20 protein-coding genes and 1 pseudogene are annotated in these 24,963 nt (G+C 38.9%); 11 read left to right on the top strand and 10 right to left on the bottom strand.

Going from position 1 to position 24,963, the window contains the following annotated elements:
* The 3 genes from bamB to AC27GZ_RS12905 all read left to right on the top strand — a co-directional run bounded on the left by bamB (nt 1) and on the right by AC27GZ_RS12905 (nt 3,723).
* Nucleotides 1-1,251, top strand: coding sequence for an outer membrane protein assembly factor BamB (gene bamB, locus AC27GZ_RS12915; protein WP_487095613.1), 1,251 nt, complete (start codon nt 1-3; stop codon nt 1,249-1,251).
* 150 nt (nt 1,252-1,401) lie between these two features.
* Nucleotides 1,402-2,883: a ribosome biogenesis GTPase Der gene (gene der, locus AC27GZ_RS12910; protein ID WP_487095850.1), complete on the top strand. Its 1,482-nt coding sequence runs from the start codon at nt 1,402-1,404 to the stop codon at nt 2,881-2,883.
* 156 nt (nt 2,884-3,039) lie between these two features.
* Nucleotides 3,040-3,723: a PilZ domain-containing protein gene (locus AC27GZ_RS12905; RefSeq protein WP_487095612.1), complete on the top strand. Its 684-nt coding sequence runs from the start codon at nt 3,040-3,042 to the stop codon at nt 3,721-3,723.
* Here the strand turns inward: AC27GZ_RS12905 and xseA are convergent.
* Complete coding sequence (gene xseA, locus AC27GZ_RS12900; protein ID WP_487095611.1) at nt 3,720-5,063, bottom strand: exodeoxyribonuclease VII large subunit; 1,344 nt, start codon at nt 5,061-5,063, stop codon at nt 3,720-3,722. The two genes, AC27GZ_RS12905 and xseA, sit on opposite strands and share 4 nt — an antisense overlap.
* Before the next feature lie 230 nt (nt 5,064-5,293).
* Between xseA and AC27GZ_RS12895 the strand changes: the two genes are divergently transcribed.
* The 7 genes and pseudogenes from AC27GZ_RS12895 (at nt 5,294) to AC27GZ_RS12865 (ending at nt 15,425) form a co-directional block, all read left to right on the top strand.
* The gene (locus AC27GZ_RS12895; protein WP_487095610.1) at nt 5,294-7,198 is read left to right on the top strand and encodes a DUF3604 domain-containing protein; all 1,905 of its coding nucleotides are present in this window, start codon (nt 5,294-5,296) and stop codon (nt 7,196-7,198) included.
* 95 nt (nt 7,199-7,293) lie between these two features.
* The gene (locus tag AC27GZ_RS12890; protein WP_487095609.1) at nt 7,294-8,154 is read left to right on the top strand and encodes a peptidyl-prolyl cis-trans isomerase; all 861 of its coding nucleotides are present in this window, start codon (nt 7,294-7,296) and stop codon (nt 8,152-8,154) included.
* A complete protein-coding gene (locus tag AC27GZ_RS12885; protein ID WP_487095608.1) occupies nt 8,154-9,137 on the top strand; it encodes a HupE/UreJ family protein in 984 nt (327 codons plus the stop codon). Before AC27GZ_RS12890 ends, AC27GZ_RS12885 begins: the two co-directional genes overlap by 1 nt.
* A 182-nt stretch (nt 9,138-9,319) precedes the next feature.
* Nucleotides 9,320-10,792, top strand: coding sequence for an IMP dehydrogenase (gene guaB, locus AC27GZ_RS12880; protein ID WP_487095607.1), 1,473 nt, complete (start codon nt 9,320-9,322; stop codon nt 10,790-10,792).
* 251 nt (nt 10,793-11,043) lie between these two features.
* A complete protein-coding gene (gene guaA, locus AC27GZ_RS12875) occupies nt 11,044-12,621 on the top strand; it encodes a glutamine-hydrolyzing GMP synthase (protein ID WP_487095606.1) in 1,578 nt (525 codons plus the stop codon).
* A gap of 456 nt (nt 12,622-13,077) precedes the next feature.
* Nucleotides 13,078-13,428 (top strand): RidA family protein, encoded by a 351-nt coding sequence (locus AC27GZ_RS12870; RefSeq protein WP_487095605.1) that lies wholly within the window; start codon nt 13,078-13,080, stop codon nt 13,426-13,428.
* 45 nt (nt 13,429-13,473) lie between these two features.
* Nucleotides 13,474-15,425: pseudogene (locus AC27GZ_RS12865) on the top strand (RecQ family ATP-dependent DNA helicase).
* Between the two features lie 10 nt (nt 15,426-15,435).
* Here the strand turns inward: AC27GZ_RS12865 and AC27GZ_RS12860 are convergent.
* From AC27GZ_RS12860 to AC27GZ_RS12820, 9 genes are all read right to left on the bottom strand, one after another.
* Nucleotides 15,436-16,224: a substrate-binding periplasmic protein gene (locus AC27GZ_RS12860; RefSeq protein ID WP_487095603.1), complete on the bottom strand. Its 789-nt coding sequence runs from the start codon at nt 16,222-16,224 to the stop codon at nt 15,436-15,438.
* An 80-nt stretch (nt 16,225-16,304) separates the two neighbouring features.
* Nucleotides 16,305-17,909 carry a cytochrome D1 domain-containing protein gene (locus AC27GZ_RS12855; protein ID WP_487095602.1) on the bottom strand — a complete coding sequence of 535 codons (1,605 nt, stop codon included), beginning with the start codon at nt 17,907-17,909 and terminating at the stop codon, nt 16,305-16,307.
* A 17-nt stretch (nt 17,910-17,926) separates the two neighbouring features.
* Complete coding sequence (gene cobA, locus AC27GZ_RS12850; RefSeq protein ID WP_487095601.1) at nt 17,927-18,802, bottom strand: uroporphyrinogen-III C-methyltransferase; 876 nt, start codon at nt 18,800-18,802, stop codon at nt 17,927-17,929.
* Nucleotides 18,803-18,852: 50 nt separating this feature from the next.
* Nucleotides 18,853-20,058 carry a heme d1 biosynthesis radical SAM protein NirJ gene (gene nirJ / locus AC27GZ_RS12845; RefSeq protein ID WP_487095599.1) on the bottom strand — a complete coding sequence of 402 codons (1,206 nt, stop codon included), beginning with the start codon at nt 20,056-20,058 and terminating at the stop codon, nt 18,853-18,855.
* Nucleotides 20,059-20,089: 31 nt separating this feature from the next.
* On the bottom strand, nt 20,090-20,632 hold the full coding sequence (ahbB, locus tag AC27GZ_RS12840; protein WP_487095597.1) for a siroheme decarboxylase subunit beta: 543 nt from the start codon (nt 20,630-20,632) through the stop codon (nt 20,090-20,092).
* Complete coding sequence (locus AC27GZ_RS12835; RefSeq protein ID WP_487095596.1) at nt 20,607-21,098, bottom strand: Lrp/AsnC family transcriptional regulator; 492 nt, start codon at nt 21,096-21,098, stop codon at nt 20,607-20,609. Before AC27GZ_RS12835 ends, ahbB (AC27GZ_RS12840) begins: the two co-directional genes overlap by 26 nt.
* On the bottom strand, nt 21,091-22,131 hold the full coding sequence (gene ahbB / locus AC27GZ_RS12830) for a siroheme decarboxylase subunit beta (RefSeq protein WP_487095594.1): 1,041 nt from the start codon (nt 22,129-22,131) through the stop codon (nt 21,091-21,093). Before ahbB (AC27GZ_RS12830) ends, AC27GZ_RS12835 begins: the two co-directional genes overlap by 8 nt.
* A 2-nt stretch (nt 22,132-22,133) precedes the next feature.
* Nucleotides 22,134-23,381, bottom strand: a complete 1,248-nt coding sequence (locus AC27GZ_RS12825; protein WP_487095593.1) for a cytochrome D1 domain-containing protein — start codon at nt 23,379-23,381, stop codon at nt 22,134-22,136.
* Between the two features lie 13 nt (nt 23,382-23,394).
* Entirely contained in the window at nt 23,395-23,784 is a 390-nt protein-coding gene (locus AC27GZ_RS12820; protein ID WP_487095592.1) for a c-type cytochrome, read from the bottom strand.
* Nucleotides 23,785-24,060: 276 nt separating this feature from the next.
* Between AC27GZ_RS12820 and AC27GZ_RS12815 the strand changes: the two genes are divergently transcribed.
* On the top strand, nt 24,061-24,933 hold the full coding sequence (locus tag AC27GZ_RS12815) for a hypothetical protein (protein ID WP_487095590.1): 873 nt from the start codon (nt 24,061-24,063) through the stop codon (nt 24,931-24,933).
* The last annotated feature ends 30 nt before the right edge of the window (nt 24,934-24,963 follow it).

Below are 24,963 nucleotides of genomic sequence, written 5' to 3'. Positions count from 1 at the left end.
ATGATTTTTTCTAATAAAAAATTTACTGCAGACTTGTTGAGTACATCAAAAAAGTTACTTGCTGTCGTGTTATTTTCAGGATTGTTATTTAGTTGTTCTTCTACTGAAGATGAAGATACAGAGAATTTAGTCGCTGAATTAACTGACATTGAGCAAAAGTTTGAGCCTAAAGTGTTATGGGATGCAAGTGTTGGCGATGGTAGTGAAGATTATTTCTCACGCTTAAAACCGATTGTTGCTTACGGTAAAGTGTTTAGTGCAAGCCGAGCTGGTGATGTGATTGCTTTTGATGAAAAAACAGGGAAGCGATTATGGAAAGCTGATTTAAGTGATATTAAAGGTGAACGCAGCTTTTGGGATAGTCGATTATCAGCGTTACTTGCTGGTGGACCTGTTGCCGGTTTGAATAAGATATATATTGGTAGTGAAAACGGTAAAGTGTTCGCACTAGAGGCAGAAACGGGCGAACTAGCCTGGCAAGCGGATATTAAAGGTGAAGTGATTAATGCACCAGCGATGGATTCAGGTGTGTTAGTTGTCAACTCTGCATCAGGTGTCATGAAAGCGTTTAATGCCACCAATGGTGAAGAGCTTTGGGAAGTAGACCAAGATGTTCCTGCTTTAACCTTACGTGGTATTAGTGCTCCAGTTATCGCCTCCGGTGGTGTTTTAGTTGGCACAGGCAAAGGTAGTGTTAATGTTTATCTGTTAGAAAAAGGTCAGCAAGGTTGGTCTTCTGAAATCGGTGAGCCTACCGGTTCAACTGAGCTTGAACGAGTGATTGATGTTGATGCCGCCCCTGTTGCTTTCGGTGATAAAGTTTACGCGATATCTTCTCGTGGTAATTTAGCTGCGATAGAGCTTAAAAGTGGTCGTATTTTATGGAAGCGCCAATACTCATCATACCGTCAGATAGCTGTTTACCGTAATACTATCTTTTTAACTAATACTCGTGGCCATGTTTATGCCATTGATCGTGTTAATGGTATTGAGCGCTGGAGTAATTTAGCCCTAACAAATCGCGGTGTGACAGGCCCAGCTGTAATTGACGGCTACGTTGTTGTCGGTGACTTTGAAGGGTATTTGCACTGGTTAAATATAGAAACTGGTGAAATTGTGGCTCGACATGAGGTGGATGGTAGTGGTATTCACTCAACACCAACGGTTGTCGATAACCTTATTTATAGCCAATCACGCGATGGTGATTTGGAAGTTATCGAAACGCCTAAAATAATAGAAGCTGAGCAATAAGCTCACAGCTTTTAGCTAGTTTTTGTACTAAAATTGTATACGGCTCCAATGCATTAGCATGTGGGGCCGTTACTTGTTTTTAAACGCTTGCTTTTCATTCACTAAATGGACAGTTAAAGCGAATAGTTTTTATTGAATATTGAGGTTTTCATGCTTCCTGTTGTTGCCCTAGTGGGCCGTCCCAATGTTGGTAAATCAACGTTGTTCAACCGCTTAACACGTTCTAGAAATGCTTTGGTTGCTGATTATCCAGGGTTAACTCGTGATCGCCAATACGGCAAAGCAGAAGTTGAAGAACATCCTTTTATTGTTATCGACACTGGTGGTATTCAAGGTGATGAAGAAGGTATAGATACCTTGATGGCAGAGCAGTCGTTAATGGCGGTTGAAGAAGCTGATGCGGTATTATTTTTGGTAGATGCACGTGATGGTCTCACTGCTGCCGATTATGGTATTGCCGATTACCTACGTAAACAAAATAAAAAAGTCTTTTTAGTGGCGAACAAAGTAGATGGTATTGATGCTGACTCGGCCGTTGCTGAATTTTATGCGCTAAGTTTAGGTGAAGATGTTCATCAAATTGCTGCAGCGCACGGGCGCGGAGTTACGCAATTATTGACCTTGGCATTATCGCCACACATTGAAGCGTTAGGCCAGCCTAAAGTTGATGGTGAGAATAATGAGTTTGATGGCGACTATGAAACCGAGCTTTCAGAGGCCGAACTTGAAGCGCAAATTGAGCAAGCACCAAATGAAAATGACACAATAAAGTTAGCCATTATTGGAAAACCTAATGTCGGTAAATCAACACTGACTAACCGCATCTTGGGTGAAGAACGAGTTGTTGTTTATGATATGCCAGGCACTACACGCGATAGTGTTTATATTCCAATGGAGCATAATGGTCGCAGTTACACCTTAATTGATACAGCGGGTATTCGTCGTCGCAAAAATGTGACTGATGTTGTTGAAAAGTTTTCAGTAATAAAAACCCTACGCGCCATTGAAGATGCAAATGTTTGTTTGTTAGTAATAGATGCCCGTGAAGGAATTACCGATCAAGATTTAAGTTTACTTGGCTTTATTTTAGAGTCTGGACGTTCACTAGTGTTGGCCGTCAATAAGTGGGACGGTCTAGATGATCATGTAAAAGATCGCATTAAATCTGAATTAGATCGACGTTTAGGCTTTATTGATTTTGCGAAAATTCACTTTATCTCAGCATTACATGGCACGGGTGTTGGTCATTTATATGAATCAGTAGAAGAAGCATTTATTAGTGCTACTAAGCGTATTTCTACTGCGATGGTGACAAAAATTCTTGATATGGCGGTATTTGATCACCAACCTCCTATGCACCAAGGTCGTCGTATCAAACTTAAATATGCGCATGCTGGAGGGTATAACCCACCTATTATTGTTATACATGGCAACTTAGCGAAAAAGCTACCAAGTTCTTATAAACGCTACTTAATGAATTACTACCGTAAGTCATTAAAAATTATGGGTACGCCGATTCGTATCGAATTTAAAGAAACTTCGAATCCTTTTGCGGGTAAGAAAAAGCTTACTTATACCGAACAGAAAAAGATCGCGAGAGCAACTCAAGGTTATAATAAAGATAACAAGTAGTGATACGCATAAATTGTTTATTCTATCTCATGGACTAAGCGTTTATAGGTAAGTTAGCCTTGATTTGATCTATGCCTAGATTGGCTATATGTATTGCTTTTAAGGTGATCTTTGGCTAATGTGGATAAATAATTTTTTGTTCAACATGAATCGCTTATGGCTGAAAAACCAATTAAAATTGACACTGCCACTCGCCTTAGTCGTAACTTAGGTTTGTTTCATGCTGGCTCACAAGTCACCATTGATATTGCAACACCGGCAGGGCAAAAAGCTAAATTTCGCACTACGTTTATAGGTTATTTACCAAAACAATATGTCTTAATTCAGTATCCTGATTCCAGCAAATTAGGACAATTCTCACAACATATTAAACAAGGTACTGCGGTTACTGTGCGTGGCTTGATTGAAGGGCATGAGGGTAGTGTCGTCGCTTTTCTTAGCTTAATCAAACAAACTGTACAATTGCCATCGCGTATCATGGTGTTAGATTTTCCTCGAACCGTTAGTCTGCAAAATTTACGCTCAGCTATTCGCATTGATACCAATATCACGGCGAAAGTAAAGATAGATGATAATTACTGGCAAACCACAATCATTAATTTATCGGTGAGTGGTTGTCAGCTAAATATTGTTAATGGCGAAAAGCTGGTGTTATCTGAAAAAAAATCCATTGAGATCATTATTGAAGATAAACAAGGTGGTAATAACATTAAGTTAAACGGTGCAGTTTGTAATTTAAAACAGCAAACTGATGGTATGTCATTTGGCGTGCAATTTGATAAACAAAGTAATGACTCGGTCAACCAATTATTGCTCGATGCTATCAGTCTAGAAAATTAGCCAACATCGTTGCTAACTTCGTTAACCACGGCATTTACTGAACCATCAGCAACTTGAATATTCACCTCATCTCCCACAGAGACTTGCGAAATTGAACTAACCACCTTGTTTTGTTCATTACGGGTAACACTATAACCACGTGCAATCGTAGCTAATGGGCTAACTAACTGTAATTGTTCAATAAGATGGACAAAAGATTCTTGTTTATGTTGCATGTTTTGTTGAATGGCATAGGTTAATCTTTGTTCTAGTTGTTTAACTTGTATTTGTTTATTCGCAATTTGCTTATTTGGCGCTAATTGATTTAGCCGTTGTTGTAATTGTTTTGGTTGTTGAGCTTTAGTCTGTAACAAACGCTTGCCGGCAACAATAAGTCGAGTGTTTAATTCATCAGCTTTTTGTTGTTGTACAAGTAGCTTTTGCTCAGGGTGTACTTGTTTTAATCTGTGTTGCAAGTGTTGGTACTGCTGGTTAACAGATTGCATATTTTTGATAATTGCATTGTGTAAACGTTGCTTATAAACCGCTATTTTTGCTAATAACTCAGCACTATCGCTAGCGACAACTTCGGCAGCAGCTGAAGGGGTTGGAGCACGTAAATCGGCAACAAAATCGCTTAACGTGGTATCTATTTCATGGCCTACGGCACTAATGATGGGAATAGCAGAATGATAAATGGCTTGTACAACACTTTCTTCATTGAAAGACCAAAGGTCTTCTAAGGAACCTCCACCACGACCAACAATAAGTACATCACATTCTTTGCGGCTATTGGCTAGTGCAATAGCATGACAAATGTCATTACTGGCAAACTCTCCTTGTACAAGTGCCGGATAAATAATTGCTTTAATACTCGGGTTGCGGCGTTTGAGTACAGTTAAAATATCTTTTACTGCTGCACCTGTAGGAGAAGTAACGATACCAAGGGTTTTTATATGCTCAGGTATCGCTTTTTTATGAGTGGATGAAAAAACGCCTTGGGCGGCTAGTTTGGTTTTTAATTTTTCGTATTGTTGGCGTAACAAGCCTTCACCAGCATCTTCCATTTGCTCAATAATCAACTGAAAGTCGCCTCTTGGCTCATATAAAGAGACTCTGGCTCGTACTAACACTTGTTGGCCATTTCGAGGTGATAACCTAACGCTTCGATTGTTGCCTTTGAACATAGCGCAGCGCACTTGAGACTTAGTGTCTTTTAGTGATAAATACCAATGACCTGAGCTAGCAGCAACAAAATTGGAAATTTCACCCGTAAGCCAAACCGTATTTAATTCACTTTCTAAAATAAAGCGTACTTTTTTCGTTAACTCACTTACTTGGAGAATGTGTTGCGCTGTCATAAGTGCCGTGTTGTGTTCGTTAAAAGGTGGAGGGGTTCATGTCATTATTATATCTTCACTATGATCCCTAAGGCTAACTATTTTAATTTTCTCAAAAATGAAATGATCTATATTACTAGTTATTGAGTATTGTAAATGAACAGTAACTGAACTAGATTAGTTATATCATTTTATTGCGTTGTAAAAATGTTTGTTAATCATCAAGTAACAATAAAAATAGGACAGGGAAAATGAAATTAAGATATTTATCGTGCATTGTAAGTGCGCTTTTATTACAGGCTTGTGGTGAGCAAAGTACAAAAACTGAAACCGCCACTGTCGAAACAAAAACAGCTGTTGCTCCAAATTCAAATGCCACAACGCCTAAATATCCACAACAAGTTTATTTTGGTGATACTCACCTACATACTGGCAACTCGTTCGATGCTGGTGCCTTTGGTAATACATTATCTCCTGATGACGCCTATGAATATGCGCGTGGTAAGCAAATAACCGCCTCGATGGGCTTAAAAACCCAGCTAGTCAAACCGTTGGATTTCCTCGTTGTTTCTGACCATTCCGATAATATGGGCATGATCCCTGATTTATATGCCGGAAAAGATGCTTTAGTCAGTGACCCTAAAGGTAAGCAGTTTTATGAAGATCTAAAAGCAGGAAAGAATCATGAAGTCGCCATTGAGCTGATTAAGTTGTTTTCTCAAGGTGAATTACCTGATGCCTTAAATTATGATCCTGAATCTAAAGGCTATAAAGATGTTTGGAATCGTATTATTGAATCGGCAGAAAAATATAATGAGCCGGGTAAGTTTACCGCCTTTATTGGTTATGAGTGGACATCACTGATTAAAGGTAACAATATGCACCGCGTGGTTATTTATAAAGATGGTGCCAGTAAAGCCAGTAAAATGGTGCCTTATACTGCTACACCACCTTATGGCAGTATCAACCCGCGAGATTTGTGGAAGTGGATGCAATCTTATGAAGAGAATACTCAAGGTGAAGTCTTAGCTATAGCTCATAATGGTAATTTAGCTAATGGCATCATGTTTCCTCTAGAAGCGCAATTTGATGGTAAAACTTTAGATAAAGAATATGTTGAAACACGCGCCCGCTGGGAACCGCTTTATGAAATAACGCAAATGAAAGGTGATGGCGAAGCTCATCCCGTGTTGTCTCCAAATGATGAGTTTGCAGATTTTGAAAATTGGGCTTTTGGTAATTTAGATCTTTCTGTGCCCAAAACTGACGAAATGTTAGCGGGCGAGTATGGTCGAGAAGCCCTTAAAAGGGGATTAGTGCTAGAGAAAAAATTAGGAACTAACCCGTATAAGTTTGGCTTGATCGGTGCAACAGATAGTCATACCGGTTTAGCAACCACAGAAGCGGATAATTTCTTCGGTAAAATGTCCACCATGGAGCCTGGAAAAGCACGTATGACAAAACCGTTAATGGAAGGTGGTGATGAAACTATCTATTACCGCGAGTCAGTAGCGGCAGGTTTAGCAGGTGTTTGGGCGAAAGAAAATACTCGCGAAGCTTTATTTGAATCTATGGAGCGAAGAGAAACTTATGCGACAACCGGCCAGCGTATACAGGTCCGAGTTTTTGCAGGTTGGGATTTTACTGAAGCTGATTTAATGAGTGATGATTTTGTTGCTAGAGGTTATGAAAATGGTGTTCCTATGGGAGGGCAATTAGTTGCTGCCAACGGTAAATCGCCTAAATTAATGGTGGTTGGCATGAAAGATCCTGATGCCGCTAATCTAGATCGCATGCAAGTGATTAAAGGCTGGATGGATGCAGATGGTAATACCCATGAGAAAATTTTTGATATTGCCTGTAGTGATAACCGAAGCATTGTTGAACGTCGTTGTGACAAAGCTGTTGGCAATAGTGTTGATGTCACTACAGCCTCGTATAGCAATGATATAGGTGCGGCTAATTTAAAAGCAATTTGGCAAGATCCTGAGTTTGATGCCAGTCAAAATGCATTTTATTATGTGCGTGTTTTAGCTATTCCAACACCGCGTTGGACAACCTATGACGCAGTTCGTTATAACATTGATTTACCAACAGATGTCCCTGCCACTATTCAAGATAGAGCTTATACATCGCCAATTTGGTACAACCACTAATATTGGTAATCTGATAACCACTAACTAAACCGCTGTTGAACATACTTTTCAATAGCGGTTTTATTTATTAAATGATGTTTTCATAGAAGCTGTACATGTTAAAAAAAATATTCTCAGAGCCTCTGCTCCATTTCGTGTTACTTGCCATAGTCTTTTTTATTATCGATGCCGCTATAGGTGATAGTGATGAGCAAGCACAATACAATATTCAAATCTCAGATTTAAGGGTTGAGCAACTGAAAAAAGGTTTCGAAAAGACTTGGACTAGAGCTCCAGATCAAAAAGAAATGAAGAAACTTATCAATGATTATGTACTTGATGAAATCTATGCCCGTGAAGCTAAATTACTTGGTTTGGCTGATAATGATGCTGTGGTGCGTAAGCGTTTACGCCAAAAAATGGAGTTCATGCTTCAAGATGTGTCATCTTTGCAAGATCCTAGTGAAGCAGCGTTAAAGTCCTTCTATCAAGCTCATCAAAACAATTATATTGATGAAGCAAACTATAGCTTTGAGCAAATATATATTGCGCCTAAAAAGAATAAAAAAGCATTTCAAGACACTGTAGATGCTTTATTCATGGCTATCTCACAAGGAGAAATGCCGAAAGGAGATAGTAGCTTGTTGGCTACGCAAGTGCTTAATAATACTGCTTTTCAAGTTGACCGACAATTTGGTAAAGGCTTCTCAACTAAGTTAAATAATGTTGAGTTAGCAAAGTGGTCGCAACCTATTTCGTCAGGCTTAGGGCATCACTTGATCAAATTATCAGCTCGTTCAATTAATCAGCCAAAAACCTTCGAAGCGGTTCGCAAGCAATTAATTGTTGATTGGAAGTATCAACAAAGTAAGTTATATCAACAAAGTTTTGAGCAAGATCTATTGGCAAAGTACCGTATTAATGTAGTGAATACTAATGCCAAATTAGCAGTAGCACCTGAGGTGAATAACAAGTGATGAAAGCTTTTATTCTTAGCTGCTTTTTATTCGTTATGGGATTGCCAGCTATGGTTATAGCTGATGATATGAGGCCTGCATCACTAACCATGACAGAAATCGCGGATCAAAGTTTTGACATCATCTGGAAAGTGCCTGCAAAAGGCGACAAGCGATTTAGTTTAGCAGTTAATTTTGATGAACAGTTAACGGCCATATCACCTAAAAAAGCACAATTTATCAATAATGCCTACGTAGAAACATGGACAGTACAGTCGACACAAGCTAATGGTGACTTTGCACTGTCGATTGACGGGATAGAAAATACGGCAACGGATGTGTTGATAAGAATAGTTAAGCAAGATAGTACATTGGTAACTGCGGTATTAAATACCGATACGCCAAATTTTTATTATCAGCCAAGCGATAAAGCGGCTAACACATTATTTACCTATATTATTATTGGTATAGAGCATATTCTTATTGGTTTTGATCATTTGCTTTTTGTCGCTTGTTTAGTGTTTATTGCTAACTCGCCGAGAAAACTTTTTTACACCATCACAGGTTTTACTCTCGCACATTCTGTGACGTTAATTATGGCAACTATGGGTATTGCCAGTGTTGCTATTGCACCTGTTGAAGCGGTAATTGCTTTGAGCATTATTTTCTTAGCTATTGAAATAGCTAAACAAAATAAAGCAAGTTTAACCTTTAAATACCCTGTGGTTGTTTCTTCTACTTTTGGTTTGTTACACGGTTTTGGGTTTGCGTCGGTATTATCAGATATAGGTTTACCTGAAGATGAAAAAATAGCTGCCTTGCTGTATTTCAATTTAGGTGTTGAAGTTGGTCAGTTGCTTTTTATTTTAGCGCTGTTTTTGGTTTTCTCTTTAATAAAAACATTGAAAAAAGATATAAAAATACAAAGCTTTTATAAGTTAGTGAGTTATTTTTCCGGCACAATTGCCATGATCTGGCTTTTTAATCGTTTGACTGCTTTTTAGTGAGTAGATAAAGCGCGTTAAACACTAATCCAACAGAAGAAAAATAATGACAAAAATTTACACCTCAATAGAAAATTTATGTTTACCTAACTAGAGAAAACGGTTAAAATTCTGCCGCAATATTTGACACCAACTATAATTAATTTGGTGTCCACTCTACTCTTAACTCTGGTGATATTGCGATGTTACGAATTGCCCAAGAAGCGTTAACTTTTGATGATGTTTTATTAGTACCTGCCCATTCAACGGTACTCCCTCATACAGCCGATCTAAAAACCCGATTAACTCGAAAAATTAGCTTAAATGTTCCTATGGTTTCTGCGTCGATGGATACAGTGACTGAAGCACGTTTGGCAATAACCTTAGCTCAAGAGGGGGGTTTAGGTTTTATTCATAAAAATATGACTATCGCAGAGCAAGCGAGTAACGTTAAACAAGTTAAGAAATACGAAAGCGGTATTGTTTCTAACCCTAAAACTGTAAAATCGACGGCAACTATTGAGCAAATTATGCGAAAAGCCGATGAATTAGGGTTTTCTGGTTTTCCTGTTGTTGATGAAGAAAATAACTTAGTGGGTATTATCACTGGTCGTGATTTACGCTTTGAAACGGATTTAACTAAGCAAGCTTCTGCGCTAATGACACCTAAAGAAAAGCTTGTCACTGTAAAAGAAGGTGCAGCTCGTGAAGACATTTTAGAATTAATGCATGAAAACCGTATCGAAAAAATTCTTGTTGTTGACGATGCTTTCAAGTTAGTTGGTTTGATTACCGCGAAAGATTATCAAAAGGCTGAAAACAAGCCTAATGCTTGTAAAGATGAATTTGGTAGGTTACGTGTTGGCGCTGCGGTTGGTGTTGGCGCTGGAACTGATGAGCGTATTGATGCTTTAGTCGCTGCTGGTGTTGATGTTTTATTAATTGATACTTCACACGGTCACTCTCAAGGTGTATTAGATAGAGTGAAAGAGACACGTGACAAATACCCTGATTTGCAAATTGTAGCGGGTAATGTAGCTACCGGTGCTGGTGCTAAAGCATTAGCTGATGTAGGTGTTGATGCAGTGAAAGTGGGTATTGGCCCAGGTTCAATTTGTACTACACGAATTGTTACAGGGGTTGGTGTACCACAACTCTCAGCCATATCTAACGCGGTTGAAGCCTTAAAAGGTACAGATATCCCTGTCATTGCCGATGGTGGTATTCGTTTTTCAGGTGATATTGCAAAAGCGCTTGTTGCCGGCGCACATTGTGTGATGGTTGGCAGCATGTTAGCCGGTACAGAAGAATCGCCAGGCGAAGTTGAACTTTATCAAGGCCGTTACTATAAGTCATACCGTGGTATGGGTTCTTTAGGTGCGATGGATCAAAAAGAAGGCTCAAGTGATCGTTACTTTCAGAAAACTGATGGTGAAGCGGATAAATTAGTGCCAGAAGGTATTGAAGGTCGTGTTGCTTATAAAGGCCCTGTTGCAGCAATTATTCACCAGCAAATGGGCGGTTTACGTTCATCAATGGGATTAACGGGTTGTGAAACTATTGAAGTAATGCGTACTAAGCCTGAGTTTATGAAAATAACTTCTGCGGGTATGGGCGAGTCACATGTACATGATGTCACCATAACCAAAGAAGCCCCGAATTATAGAATGGGCTAGTCGAATAGCTTATTTCTTTGCTAGTTAATTCAATTACGGCATCAGAAATACTCACTGACTCTCGTCAGCTCCGTGTTTCTTCTTTGTACTTGAATTAGCTAGCCTTCAAACTAAACTATTTTTGAGTTTACGTTTGAAAGTTAAGGACAAAAAATTCCAACAGGCTGAGTTATTAATAATATAACTCAGCCTGTTTCACTTAATAAATTGCTCTATGCATTGTTAATAGAGCCGTAAAGATGAGAGATAACATGAGTAAAGACATTCATGATCACCGCATACTGATTTTAGATTTTGGTTCACAGTACACGCAGCTTATTGCTCGTCGTGTTCGTGAAATTGGCGTTTACTGTGAACTTTGGTCATGGGATGTTAGTGAAACACAGATAAAAGAATTTAATCCTACTGGGATTATTCTTGCTGGTGGCCCTGAATCAGTTACAGAAGAAAATTCACCACGTGCGCCTGAATATGTATTTAACGCTAACGTACCTGTATTAGGTATATGTTACGGTATGCAAACTATGGCAGAACAGCTTGGTGGTGGCGTTGAAAGTAGTGAACATAAAGAGTTTGGTTATGCTGCTGTAGAAGTGGTTGCGCAATCAGCTTTATTTAAAAATATCGAAGATCATATTGGTGGTAATGGTAATGCATTATTAGATGTATGGATGAGCCACGGCGACAAAGTGTCTAATATTCCAGAAGGTTTTACCACCGTTGCTAAAACTGATAGCTGTGCTTATGCAGCCATGGCAAATGAAGATAAACAATTTTACGGCGTTCAGTTCCACCCAGAAGTGACTCACACAAAACAAGGTATGCGTATTTTAGAGCACTTTGTTGTTGATATTTGTCAGTGTGAAAAACTTTGGACATCAGCATCAATTATTGAAGATGCGGTTGCCAAAATGAAAGCACAAGTAGGTGATGATGAAGTTATTTTAGGTTTATCCGGTGGTGTCGACTCATCTGTAGTAGCGATGTTATTGCAGCGAGCTATTGGTGATAAGTTGACCTGTGTTTTTGTTGATAATGGTTTACTTCGTTTAAACGAAGGCAAGCAAGTTATGGACATGTTTGGTGATCATTTCGGTTTAAATATTGTTCATGTAAATGCTGAGCAGCGCTTTTTAGATCGTTTAGCGGGCGAAGATGAGCCAGAGGCTAAGCGCAAAATTATCGGTAACGTTTTCGTTGAAGTATTTGATGAAGAGTCTAAGAAACTTGAAAACGCGAAATGGTTAGCACAAGGGACTATTTACCCAGATGTAATTGAATCTGCTGCGTCAGCAACAGGTAAAGCGCACGTCATTAAGTCACACCACAATGTTGGTGGTTTACCTGATGATATGGCATTAGGTTTAGTTGAGCCATTACGTGAGTTATTTAAAGATGAAGTGCGTAAAATTGGTTTAGAGCTAGGTCTTCCATATGACATGCTTTACCGCCACCCATTCCCAGGACCGGGTTTAGGAGTACGTATTTTAGGTGAAGTGAAGAAAGAATATGCTGATTTACTTCGTCGTGCTGATGCCATTTTTATTGAAGAATTACATAAAGCCGAGCTTTATCATAAAGTAAGCCAAGCATTTACCGTCTTCTTGCCTGTTCGCTCTGTGGGCGTAATGGGTGATGCGCGTAAATATGATTGGGTAGTGAGCTTACGCTGTGTAGAAACTATCGACTTTATGACAGCGCGTTGGTCACACTTACCTTATGATTTCCTAGGGTTAGTCTCAAATCGTATTATTAATGAAATTGATGGTATTTCTCGCGTGGTTTACGATATTAGTGGTAAACCGCCTGCGACTATCGAATGGGAATAATCTCTACTTAAGTTGGTTAAATCATCTTGTTTCGTTGTCGAAAGTGCTCACGTAGTAAACTACGCTCCGCGCTATCTCCTAGAAATAAAATGATTTACCTGCACTTTAGTTAGAGATTTGGAATAGTTTTTTTGTAAGCATGCTATAACACTCAACTTCTGTGTTGGAAGTACTCACCTGTTGTCATAGGCTCCGTGCTTCCGCCTTGAATTTGAATGTTCTATCTCCGCTTTCAATAAAAACTCAGTGAAGAGATTTACAAGCGATATTTTATAAAGAGCCCCACTGTTTAAAAGCATTGGGGTTTTATTTTTTAATGAACAAGGAAAGCTCATTCTAGTTGGAATTTTAGCAAAGCTGTTGAATGTTTTCTTTTTGAGCGTATGACTATACGTGATTAAAGAAAATGTGAAAACAATGCCGATAAAATTTCTACTAGGAGGAGCGGAAATGAAAATGACTATAGAAAGATTAGAAACCAAACAACGAATGAGCCGTATAGTTAAACATAACGGTACTATTTATTTATGTGGTCAAGTAGCGGCGGATGCCACAAAAGATATCACTGAACAAACACAAACCATGCTTGATAAAGTGGACACCCTATTATTACAAGCGGGTAGTGATAGAGAGCATATTTTGTCAGCCACCATTTATGTCAAAGACATGAGTTATTTTGCACAAATGAATGCCGTATGGGATGCTTGGATACCTGAAGGGCATGCACCTGCCCGTGCTTGTGTTGCCGCTAAAATGGCACGAGAAGCGCTGTTGGTTGAAATTTCTGTCATTGCCGCTGAAATTTAATTAAGCCGAGTTCAGGTTTATTATTCCCTTTTAGGTAGGAATATCATGGATAGTCAGTTAATTACTCAATCGTTACAGCAAGTTTTTGGCTTTAATGACTTTAGGCCAGGGCAAGCACAAACGATTGAGCAATTATTAGCTGGGCAATCAAGCTTATCTATTTTTCCTACTGGCTCTGGGAAATCCTTGTGTTATCAATTAACAGCTTTGCATTTACCTCATTTAACGCTAGTAGTTTCACCTCTATTGGCGTTAATGAAAGATCAGCTGGCGTTTTTAGCGAATAAAGGTATTCATGCTGCCAGTATAGATTCGACCTTGAAAGGTGATGAAGTCCAGACGGTGATGAGTGGTGTGCGCAGCGGCGACATTAAAATATTGATGGTGTCAGTGGAGCGTTTTAAAAATGAACGTTTTCGCCAGTTTATTCAAAGCGTGCCTGTTTCTATGTTGGTGGTAGATGAAGCGCATTGTATATCTGAATGGGGACATAACTTCAGACCCGATTACTTGAAGTTGCCAAGCTATCGTCAAGCACTCAATATTCCTTTAACTTTGCTATTAACCGCAACAGCGACAAAAAAGTCAAACAAGATATGGCGGAGAAATTTGCTATAGCTGAGCAACATATTGTGCAAACGGGGTTTTACCGCAGCAATCTAGATTTATCTGTTGTGCCACTGACTAGTGCGGATAAAAATGAATACTTAGTTGAGAAGATAAAAGACCATACTGGCTCAGGCATTGTCTATGTCACGTTACAACATAGCGCCGAGCAAGTAGCTGACTATTTACAAAGGGCAGGCATTAATGCAAGCGCTTATCATGCCGGTTTTGACAGCGATAAACGCAGTCAAATACAGCAGGATTTTATGCTGGGCAATATTCAAGTTATTGTTGCCACCATTGCCTTTGGTATGGGGATAGACAAAAGTAATATTCGTTTTGTTTTTCATTATGACTTGCCAAAATCCATTGAAAATTTCTCTCAAGAAGTGGGCAGAGCAGGGCGAGATGGCGAGCAGTCTTACTGTGTTACCTTAGCGAATTTAGATGGTATTAATACAGTAGAAAATTTTGTTTACGGTGACACACCAGAACTTAGCGGTATTGAATTTGTTTTAGATAATATTAAAACAGATACCGAGCAGGGGAAATGGGAGTTACAAGTGCTGCAACTTTCCAATGCCTGCAATATTAAGCAATTACCCCTTAAAACCTTGTTAGTGCAATTAGAGCTTTACGGTGTAATTGAACCCATGTATGCCTATTTTGCCGACTTTAAAATAAAGCTACTAGCGTCACAAGAGCAAATATTGTCAAACTTTGATGAACAAAGGCAGGTGTTTTTATCAGCAATTTTTAAAGCGACGGCCTTTAAAAAAGTTTGGGGTAGTTTAAGTTTTGATGATTTATTGCAAGATAAGTCAATTGATAGAAATCGTGTTATTGCTGCACTTGAGTATTTACAAGCGCAGCAGATGATTATTGTTGAAACATCTCGTATGACCGAAGTATTTAAAGTGAATGACCATGAGCTTAGTGACCCTATGTTGGCGAATCACTTATATCAATACTTTGTTGATAAAGAAAAAAAAGAAATACAACGTATTGCTGCGTTAGTGCGCTTTTTTCAGTTAGATAGCTGTTTAAGTCATAATTTATCGGCTTATTTTGATGATCATGAAGCACCTCTTCAGTGTGGTCATTGCAGTGTTTGTCGAGGAGAAGTGGCTAAACTCAGTTATTCTCAACAGACAACTTGGCCAACTAACGAAGCATTAATAAAAGATGCGGCAGGTCTAAAGCAGCATTTGTCTGCAAAGATCTCTCAACCTTTATCGCTAGAAAGTTACTGCCGTTTTTTTGCCGGTATGACAGTGCCCTTTTTTACTCGTAATAAAGTCAAGCAGTTGTCAGGGTTTGGCTCATGTGAGCAGCAAGGTTATCAAGATATAAGAAACAAACTGACAACACTACAAATTGTCAGCACATAAGTGCAAACCGTTATTGTCCATATTTGGCTAAAATAGTTCGATATTTATCACTTTGTTTTAATTGTGTTATACAACTATCCATTTCACTTAGTAGGGCGACAGGGTCGTGAATATTTTTAGAACGCTTTGAAATAGTAATATAATAGTCTTTATGCTTAATGGTGTAATCTAGCACTTTAACTTGATCTGTGATGCCATTTTTCTTTGCAATCCAATGCAAGGTTGCTTTTGCATCAGCCATAATCTCAAACCTTGGATTAGTGGCTAATAACTGAGCGAACATAGTCTCTAAATTATTACTTTCTGTGACCTGTTTAAGAAGCGTTTTTTCTTCAATGATGCGCATGTATTCAGGTGTATAACTTAAACCTTTTAAGTGACCTATCTGATACTCTTTGACATCATCTAGTTGGGTAATGTTAATGTCACTGTTTGATCTAACCATAAAGCCATACTCTGTTCTAAACACAGGTTCACTGGCGTAAACTAATGCTGATTCTCGGCTTTTTTTATAAGAATAAACGGTAAGATCCAGCACACCCTGCTCCATATAGTCGAACGTGCGTTGGATAGGTAAACGAATATAGTTGATGGCATAGCCAGAGTTAGCTAGGCAATGGTTTAAGATTTCTTTAGCAATGCCTAAATTGTACTTTTTTGTGGTGTTATCGATAAAAAAGTACGGAGGCCAATCAACATCATTAACGTTGATAACTTTTGTCTTTTGTGCGGCAAAACTAAATTGATGAGAGCATATTAGTAGGTATACAGTCATCGCTAAACAATATTTTAAACGCATTACTTCGTACCTAAAAGTTATACATATCTTGTACTTATATCTGATTTTACCGCTTTCATCAACAAGGTTTTTAGTTTACTTTAGTGGCTGGTTCCTCGCTCATAGTTAATTTTATTAAAAACATTGTATTTGCCTGAAGGTTTTTTCATGGGTATATGTTTAATTTCTTCTAGTGTGTTAGCGTCATAAACAATAAGTGCACCTTCGTTATCCCAGACACTTAACAGTACATATTGTCCGTCTTTGGTAAATTCTACATGGGCAGCATTTTTACCCGGCATAGGTGCTAAGGTTTTGACTATTTCTAGTGTACTCTTATCAATCACATGGACTTTATCGTTATTGGGACCAAAGAATACATCGGTCCAAGCATAAGGGGAATTACTGTGGCTACGCATAAAAAATCCCGGACCTTGAGTTTCTATCTCTTTGATAACTTCCCAGTTCTTCATATCAATAACGGTGATTTTTCCTTCCTTAATGTTTGGTGATGCAAAGACCTCTTTATCCTGGTAATCCCAAGTAATCCCTGAGCCTAAGTGTGGCATACCTGTTAGTGCAATTGAGGCGACTTTCTTTTTCGTGTCTAGATTGATAACTTGACCATTATGACTATTGCGTGCGGTGCCTATAAGGTTGACATAGTCTGGATCAAAAAAGAAATCATTTAAATAATCATCAGTTTTAATGCGCCTAACAGGAAATTGTTCTTTAACTTTCCAGCCTTCAGCTTTTGCTTCATTTTTATAATCATGTGCCCAACCTTTGTATACTTCTACGCCGCCTTTATCACTGTATGGAATTTCCCATACTTCTTTGACATCTTTTAGTGCGACAATAAAACTGTGGCGAGGTGGGGCATTGTATACTGCACTAACACGTGAGCTAGTTCCATCACTGTCTTTAGCATCAATGACTTTCAGAGGAGATAAGTCACTGGTGTTAAGAATAACAACGTTGTTTGGTAGGTAATTACCAACAATTAAATACTTACCATCACTGGAAATGGCGATATTACGGGTATTGATAGCCGCTCTTATTTCACTGACAGTTTTACGATTATAAATATCATATTTACTTATCCAGCCGTCGCGAGAAGCGAAAAAAACGAAACGACCGTCAGGAGAATACTTAGGACCGCCATGTAAGGCGAAGCGTGTTTTGAAACGATCCAATGATTCGAATGTATCGCCATTAAGTAAAGTGGCACTATGATCACCTAACTCAACTACAATGAACAGATTCATCAAATCGGCATCAAACTGAGGTTTATTAGGTAATGTGCTTTGCTTAAAATGCTCAACTTTTGAATTGTTGATATCAGCAAGGTTCCACGTTAATGAAGCTTGTGAAGGCGTATAAATATATTCAGCCAAGCGGGCTATTTCAGCCGCTGTTAAAGTGTGATTAAAGGCTGGCATTTGTGTGGCTGCACGACCTTTTGATATGACTTTTATTGCTTTGTTCTTTCTAAATCGAGCAAGATTTTCTGGCAGTAATGCTGGTCCCATAGCGCCTAAACGATCGATACCATGACACGATTGACAGTGTTCTATATAAAGTTTTTCAGCGTTATCTTGGCTTTTATCTACCGTATTGTCTTTTGCTTCAATAGCGGAGGCTGTTAACGTAGTCACCGCGAACGTTAAGGCGATAACTTTACTTACCCATAGTGTTATTTTCATTGCTCAATCCTAATGACTTATGCAGTTTGTACAGCTTGCTCATCAAGTAAAGAAATTTGCTCATAATCGCTCGCATCTAAGAAACCTGGCGTGGTTAACTGTTTGGTGGTCAATTGATTCACCACATCACCAATAACAATTAATGTTGGTGGGGTGATGTTATGTTTTTCTACTAGCTCAGCTAAATTACCAATAGTGCCACGATAAGTTTTTTGCTCAGGCTGGGTTCCTTTTCGAATCAAGGCTGCGGGTGTATTAGCGTCTCTACCATGGCTAATAAGCTGAGTAGCTATTTTATCTAAGGTATTGATGCCCATATAAAAGACAACTGTTTGTGTCGCACAACTTAAACTAGACCAAGGTAAGTTTAACTGACCATTATTTTGAATATGACCCGTGATAAAAGTACAACCTTGCGCTACACCGCGATGAGTAAGCGGAATACCTGCATACGTGGTACAGCCTGATGCTGCGGTGATGCCGGGACAAATATGACAACTGACTCCACGCTTAAGAATAAACTCTGCTTCTTCTCCGCCACGCCCAAATATAAATGGGTCACCACCTTTTAAACGCAATACACGTTTACCTAACTTCGCTTGATCGACTAAAAGCTGGTTTATTTTATCTTGGGGGACGCAGTGCTTTGCTTGCTCTTTACCCACGTAAAAGCGTTCACAACTTGCTGGGAGCAAAGCCAATATTTCTTCACTGACTAAACGATCGTAAATGGCAATTTCGGCTTGTTGAATAAAGCGCATTGCGCGAATGGTTAGTAATTCTGCATCACCAGGACCTGAGCCAACCAAAGCCACTTCGCCACTATTAAGCTGTGATTTTCCCTTGATTTGAATATTCGTTGTTGATGCTGTTGTTATATTTGTTGTTGTCATGTTTCTACTCTCTCTTGCTTCAGCTATGTTAGTGAAGTATTGGTAGGTGGTTAAACCTCTACCACAGGAATTGTTGTTTGCGTATTTTTTGATGAAATGCCTATTTCAGAGTCGTTAAGATAACAGCCAGGATCTTCTGCCCATGCATCACCTGATTGAGCAAAAGCACGAGTACGGGTGTTTCCGCCACATATACTGAGATAGTTGCATTGAGCGCAGCGGCCTTTAACCGGGCGTGGGGTTTCTCTAAATCCTAGCATGAGAGGATCTTGTGTATTGCGCCAAATATCAGAAAACTTGTCGCTTTTAACATTGCCTATCGGATGGTTCCACCAGTAAGTATCAGGGTGAATGGTGCCAGTATTATCTATATTGGCAACATTAACACCACTGGCGTTTCCGCCCCAATTGATAAGACGTTGCTTTAAGTTAGCTATTGCTTCAGGGTGCGTGTCGCCAAATTTTTTCGTTGCCCACTGTAATAAAAATGGGCCGTCAGCGTCATTGTTTCCCGTAACAAAATCAGTGACTATGCCTTGATTAATATGTGACCAAGCGCGTTCAAAGAGTAATTCCATCGCATCTTTAGTCATTTTAAACATGGCATCATTTTCGGCGTTACGTTTTCCGCGACCAGAGTAATTGAGATGTGATAAATAAAACTTATCAACTTTATTCTCTTCCATTAAATCCAGCATGGCGGGAATGTCATTAAAGTTTTCTTTCGTTAAGCAAAGACGCATACCTATTTTTATACCCGCTTCTTTACATAACTTGATAGCATGCATTGACGTTTTAAAACTGCCTTGTTGGCGTCTAAATTCATCATGGAATGCTTCTAAACCATCGATACTAATACCCACATACTGATAATCAGCCGCTTTAATTTTATCGATATTGCTTTCGTTAATTAAGGTGCCATTGGTGGATAAAGCCACATAAAAGCCTTTGGATTTAGCGTAAGCGGTAATTTCAAAAATATCAGGGCGTAGTAATGGCTCCCCCCCTGATAAAATCAGTACAGGCACGTGCGCAACTTTTAAATCATCAATTGTGGCTTTTATTTGCTCTGTAGTGAGTTCATCTTTAAAGTCGATATCTAAAGACGTAGAGTAACAATGTTTGCAACGTAAGTTACAACGGCGAATAAGGTTCCAAATAACCACAGGTCCAGGCATTTTTCTTACTGCTTTCACGGGTGTTAATGTGGTTAAATCATTATGTAGCGTGGTGAGTAATTGCGATATTCTAAACATAATTGTTTACCTACTTACCTGCGATAAAGGTCTATTTTTTTAATCGCAAGCCAGTTTTTTTCAATATTTGTGTGCTGGTTAACATATCATTACTTTTGGTAGGGGTACTTTGACCTGAATCATGGTTGCGCTTTACTAAGACATCATTTAACAATTCTTTGATCTGGTTTCGGTATTTTTGTATTTCTTGTTGATTTTTACCGTGTACCATAGCGAATAAGTTGTAATTCCAATGAGGTAAATGACGTGGTCTTTGGTAACAATGGCTGACAAAAGGCAGTTTACCTATACGTTGTCCAACTTCTTGAATTTTGTCATCTTCAATATCCCAAACCGTCATGCCATTAAACTTATAGCCAATCTTGTAATGATTAGGTACCGCCGCAATACGGCGAATAATGCCGCGTGCTTGTAAGTCTTTGGTTAAGGCTAACACTTGCTCAACACTGATATTTAACTGTTTTGCAATTACATCATAGGGGCGTTCAACAATCGGCAACCCTTTTTGTGTTGCTAGAATGTATTGTCTTTCTAAAGCAGTAAGTTCATTAGATTGGCAGGTAGAGACCGACATAGAATTCTTCCAATTTTGGGGTGTTTAGCACAGGTAATTGTGTTTTTTCTTCTATTGCTGAAATTACTTGATCGATTTCAGCTTGTGATTCTGTGGCAATGACAAACCACATATTAAAGACATGATCACGGCGATAATTGTGGGCAATTTGCTCAAAGCTATTCACTTGCTCTGTCACTTGGTCAAAATCGTCTTCAGGTACTGCAAGGGCAGCTAAAGTAAAGGCGCCACCAAGACAAGCGGCATCAAACATAGGGCCAAATCGCGTTAATACTTTTTGTGCTCGTAGCTCCTGTAGGTGGCTTATCACCTCTTGCTCGTTGGTTTGTATGCCTTGTTGGCTAAGTGTTTTAGCTATTTCAGCAAAAGGGCGTTCACACACGGGCAAGCCTTTTTGGAGCATATTAATGAGCGCTTTATCTAACGGCGATAAATCACTTACTTGAGTGGTTGCTGCTTTATCCATGGGCTCGTTTACCTTGACTGTAATTTGCGCCTTTTTGTTTGTATGCCTTGAAGCTAAAGAGAATGTCTTTTTCAACATTAGTTAAAGATAACTGCTGGGTGAGCTCACTAATTTGTTGTAATACAAAATCTTTATCTTTGCCGTGTATCATGCAAAATAAATTATATGGCCAATCAGGTAAGCGTCTTGGTCGGCGATAGCACAAAGAAACTTCATGGCGTTTTGCGAGTTTGGCGGCAATTGCGTCAACTTGTTCATTGTTAATATTCCACACCACCATCGCATTGGCGTTAAAGCCGAGTTTTCGATGTTTGATCACTAAGCCAAAACGGCGGATTAACCCTGTTTGTTGCCAAGTGGCAATTTGCGCTAATACCTGTTGTTCATTGGCATTAATGGCTTGGGCAATATTTGCATAAGGCTGAAAGCTTGTAGGCAAGCCTGTTTCAATTAATGATCTCAATTGCCCTTGTTGTATATTGGTAAGTGGCGTTTGTTTGTGGTGGTTTTTATTTAAACTTTCTTCGTTAACAATAGGGCTACTTTCACCGGTACTGTTAATCGAAAAGGCTAAATCTAAATGATAAGAGGCTTCCATTGGCAGTACGAGCACAGGCAAGCCAGTTAATAGCTCAATATGTGTGAGCGTGTCATTTAAAGCGACAGGGTCGCTGGCGGTTACCACAAACCAAAGGTTGTAATTTGTTTTGTTAAAATGAGAGCTGCGAGCATAATTATGATTTACCTGCTCAAACTGATTAACAATACTGGCAACTTTATCGAGATGTTTTGGCTCAACGGCAAGTGCGGCTAAGGTGCTAGCACCGGCTTTTTTATGATCAAAAACAGGGCCTATTCTTGAGGTTATACCCTCATTATCTAACTGTTTTAAGGCAGAAAATACCGCTTGCTCAGTGATAAGTCTCTCTTTGGTTGTCAATTTTTTAGCCATATCATCATAAGGGCGATTGCATAAAGGAAAACCTTTTTGAAAATTATTAATGATATCTTGCTGAAGTTGCGTAATTTTCATAACTATAAGCCTATTTGATGGGCACGATTTGTGAAAAATATTCCGCTAGGACTTTTTGACGGTAAGGTTTTTTGCAAAGTTTGAGTTTGTGTGTCGTATATCTGAATTTCATTGTTATCCCGCACTGACATCCACACTTTCTCGCCTCGTGGTGTAAATTCCATATGCAGTACTGCCGGCCCAGGAGTTAGGGTGTTAACCAGCTCGAAACTTTCAGTATTAAATACTTGAATGGTATTGTTGTCAGGGTACGCAAAGTTCACCCAAATTTGTCTGTTATCTGGCTGAGCCATGACAAAAATAGGTTGGCTGTGAGCGGGGATTTCTGCTACTTGTTGCCATGTTTTAGTACTGACAACCAATACCTTATGTTGCCCTACAGCAGGTACAAAGGCATGATCTCCAGCGATGGCCCACCCCTCAAGGTGTGGCATTTTATAAACAGGTAATTTTTGTTCGCCTTTGCCATAATTTTTTAAGATGCGTGTAACGCCTTTATCTAAATGCCATAAGTCAAGTAAGGCCATTCCATCTTCGCCAAACAAGCCTGCAATATAATAACGGCCATCACCACTGATCAGAGCGTCATAGGGAAATAAACCAATGTCTGTAAACTTGGTTAACTCCATTGCTTTACCCGCTTCAATACCTGAAAAGTCTGCTATCCATATTTCATGGCTATCAAATAAGCTAAAAACAAATTTGTTATTTGGGGCATCAACTAAGCCAACTACTTTTGATCGGGCTGGGCTACCGTCTTTATTTTTGGGCTTTGTGGTTAATATTGAACTGTCGATATTGGCGACTAATGCTAAGGTTTCACTATCAAACACTTTCACACCGCCAGGACTGTAATTTGATACGGCGACTAATTTACCATCTTGGCTGATGGCGCCACCGATACTGTTGCCTGATTGGATCACTCTTTTATCTATTTTATCTTTAAGCAGGTCAACCTTAGTTAAACCACCATCCCTGCCAAATACATAGGCGTATCGTTGGTCTCTTGAATAGACAATTGATGCATGAGATAAGTCGCCTAAACCATCCACTTCACTGACAATTTTTTGCTCCGTGTGATCAACAATTTGAACTTGCCCTGTGGCACGTTCAATAATAACTCCCATATCACCCGTAGCTCGTAGCTCATGGTGAACTGACTTGTCAGCTTTTTGTGTTGTTGTTTGACATGCCATTAATGCAAAGCTGATTAAACTTATGCTAGCTATTTGAAATAATTTTTTTCTCATGTGAAAGCCCTTATTATTTCTGAGTAATAGTTTGAGTGTGACTTGCGTTGTGCTCAGTTATTTTGCCCCGTTTTAATTGCTCGGCTATCCATAAAGCTTCTTGTTCTGTCAGAAGGTTTTTCCATGGCGGCATAGCGGTGCCCGGGCGACCATATAAAATAGCGTTTTGGATAAAAGGAATGGGTTTATCTTGTAAATTATCTACCAGTAAAGCAGGGCCTAACCCTCCTTTAAGTGTCATGCCGTGGCATGAACCACAATCTTGCTTTACGATATGAGTTAACGCTATTTTGCGCGCATCAGATAACGATGATTCATCGGTATGATCTTTAGCGGCGATAACAGATGCGCTTATGGCTAGTGAAGCGATAAAGCAAATACCTTGTGCGATTGGTAAACTCATAATAATTATCCAAACATGACTTTTTACTTTGTTTAAAGTCTACACAGCATGAGGATTTTATTTGTTGCCCAAGATCATATTTTTAAGCAGAAAACCAAAACAAAGCATGTCATTTATTGATTTAAATCAGCAAATCATAAGATCTTGTCTGACAAAGAGAGGAGCATGAAACAGAATATTAGAAAAGGTCTATACTAACTTTAACTAGCTTTAGTTGATGTATGATCATTTTTAATGTTACTTTAATTAATGAATTTAACTTGAGGTTGTATTTTTGTGCTAAAAAAAATTTCATTAAATATACTATGCTCTATCGTTATCGCGAGTAGCTTTGCTGCGTCGGTAAAAGCTATAGATACGATTAAAGTACTTAAGCCCGTATTGGCATTAGATAAAAGAGCAGCACATAAGGATGAAGTAATACTGAGAGCTTTAGAGGTTACTGAAGCTGAATATGGCGCATTTACCTTAGATATTGTTAATGTTGATATGACCACGAGTAGAGCCTTTTCGTCGATGCGTTCAGGCGATCTAATTAATGTATTCATTGCCCCAAGTAGTCAAGCTTGGGAAGATAACACCATTCCAATCAAAATCCCTATTAGGCAAGGTTTACTTAGCTATCGTTTATTGTTAGTTAATAAACAAGACTTACCTAAATTTGCAGCGGTGAAAACGTTCGAAGATTTAAAACAGTTAACCGCAGGCTTACAAAGCGGCTGGGTTACTACAGATATTTTTGAATACCTAGGCATGAATATTATTACAGGCCACAATTTTGAAGGCTTATTCTTGATGTTAAACAAGCACAGGTTTAACTATATACCGCGAGCTATTTATGAAGTGTACGATGAATATAGCAGTAGAAAAGATAACTTAGAAAATGTCGTTATTGAGCCAACCCTTGCCTTATATTTACCTATGGCAACCTATGTTTATGTTTCTCCAAATGAGCCACGTATTGCGGCTAGAATTGAAGCAGGCTTGAAAAAGCTGATCGCGACCAATGAAATGAACGATATATTACATAAGTATTATAAAGAAGATATCGAGCAAGGTGACTTGAAAAATCGTCGAATTATTAACATTGACAACCCCTACTTTAATGACAAAGAAATATTAAAAGATCTGCAGCTTTGGCATCAATAGTAGGGTTGTCATGGGCAATTAACCATCGCT

It is taken from the genome of Colwellia sp. SU-HH00943 (assembly GCF_057546125.1).
Note: the sequence above shows the minus strand (reverse complement) of the source record. Positions and strands in the feature narration are given on the sequence as shown.

Excerpts from the sequence above, each read along its gene's own strand:
- AC27GZ_RS12835 (WP_487095596.1), bottom strand. The coding sequence starts at position 21,098 with ATGGATAAAGCAGCAACCACTCAAGTAAGTGATTTATCGCCGTTAGAT.
- bamB (WP_487095613.1), top strand. The coding sequence starts at position 1 with ATGATTTTTTCTAATAAAAAATTTACTGCAGACTTGTTGAGTACATCA.
- der (WP_487095850.1), top strand. The coding sequence starts at position 1,402 with ATGCTTCCTGTTGTTGCCCTAGTGGGCCGTCCCAATGTTGGTAAATCA.
- AC27GZ_RS12895 (WP_487095610.1), top strand. The coding sequence starts at position 5,294 with ATGAAATTAAGATATTTATCGTGCATTGTAAGTGCGCTTTTATTACAG.
- AC27GZ_RS12860 (WP_487095603.1), bottom strand. The coding sequence starts at position 16,224 with ATGCGTTTAAAATATTGTTTAGCGATGACTGTATACCTACTAATATGC.
- guaA (WP_487095606.1), top strand. The coding sequence starts at position 11,044 with ATGAGTAAAGACATTCATGATCACCGCATACTGATTTTAGATTTTGGT.
- AC27GZ_RS12885 (WP_487095608.1), top strand. The coding sequence starts at position 8,154 with ATGAAAGCTTTTATTCTTAGCTGCTTTTTATTCGTTATGGGATTGCCA.
- AC27GZ_RS12870 (WP_487095605.1), top strand. The coding sequence starts at position 13,078 with ATGACTATAGAAAGATTAGAAACCAAACAACGAATGAGCCGTATAGTT.
- AC27GZ_RS12905 (WP_487095612.1), top strand. The coding sequence starts at position 3,040 with ATGGCTGAAAAACCAATTAAAATTGACACTGCCACTCGCCTTAGTCGT.
- AC27GZ_RS12855 (WP_487095602.1), bottom strand. The coding sequence starts at position 17,909 with ATGAAAATAACACTATGGGTAAGTAAAGTTATCGCCTTAACGTTCGCG.
- nirJ (WP_487095599.1), bottom strand. The coding sequence starts at position 20,058 with ATGTTTAGAATATCGCAATTACTCACCACGCTACATAATGATTTAACC.
- AC27GZ_RS12890 (WP_487095609.1), top strand. The coding sequence starts at position 7,294 with ATGTTAAAAAAAATATTCTCAGAGCCTCTGCTCCATTTCGTGTTACTT.
- guaB (WP_487095607.1), top strand. The coding sequence starts at position 9,320 with ATGTTACGAATTGCCCAAGAAGCGTTAACTTTTGATGATGTTTTATTA.
- ahbB (WP_487095594.1), bottom strand. The coding sequence starts at position 22,131 with ATGAAAATTACGCAACTTCAGCAAGATATCATTAATAATTTTCAAAAA.
- cobA (WP_487095601.1), bottom strand. The coding sequence starts at position 18,802 with ATGACAACAACAAATATAACAACAGCATCAACAACGAATATTCAAATC.
- AC27GZ_RS12825 (WP_487095593.1), bottom strand. The coding sequence starts at position 23,381 with ATGAGAAAAAAATTATTTCAAATAGCTAGCATAAGTTTAATCAGCTTT.
- ahbB (WP_487095597.1), bottom strand. The coding sequence starts at position 20,632 with ATGTCGGTCTCTACCTGCCAATCTAATGAACTTACTGCTTTAGAAAGA.
- AC27GZ_RS12820 (WP_487095592.1), bottom strand. The coding sequence starts at position 23,784 with ATGAGTTTACCAATCGCACAAGGTATTTGCTTTATCGCTTCACTAGCC.
- xseA (WP_487095611.1), bottom strand. The coding sequence starts at position 5,063 with ATGACAGCGCAACACATTCTCCAAGTAAGTGAGTTAACGAAAAAAGTA.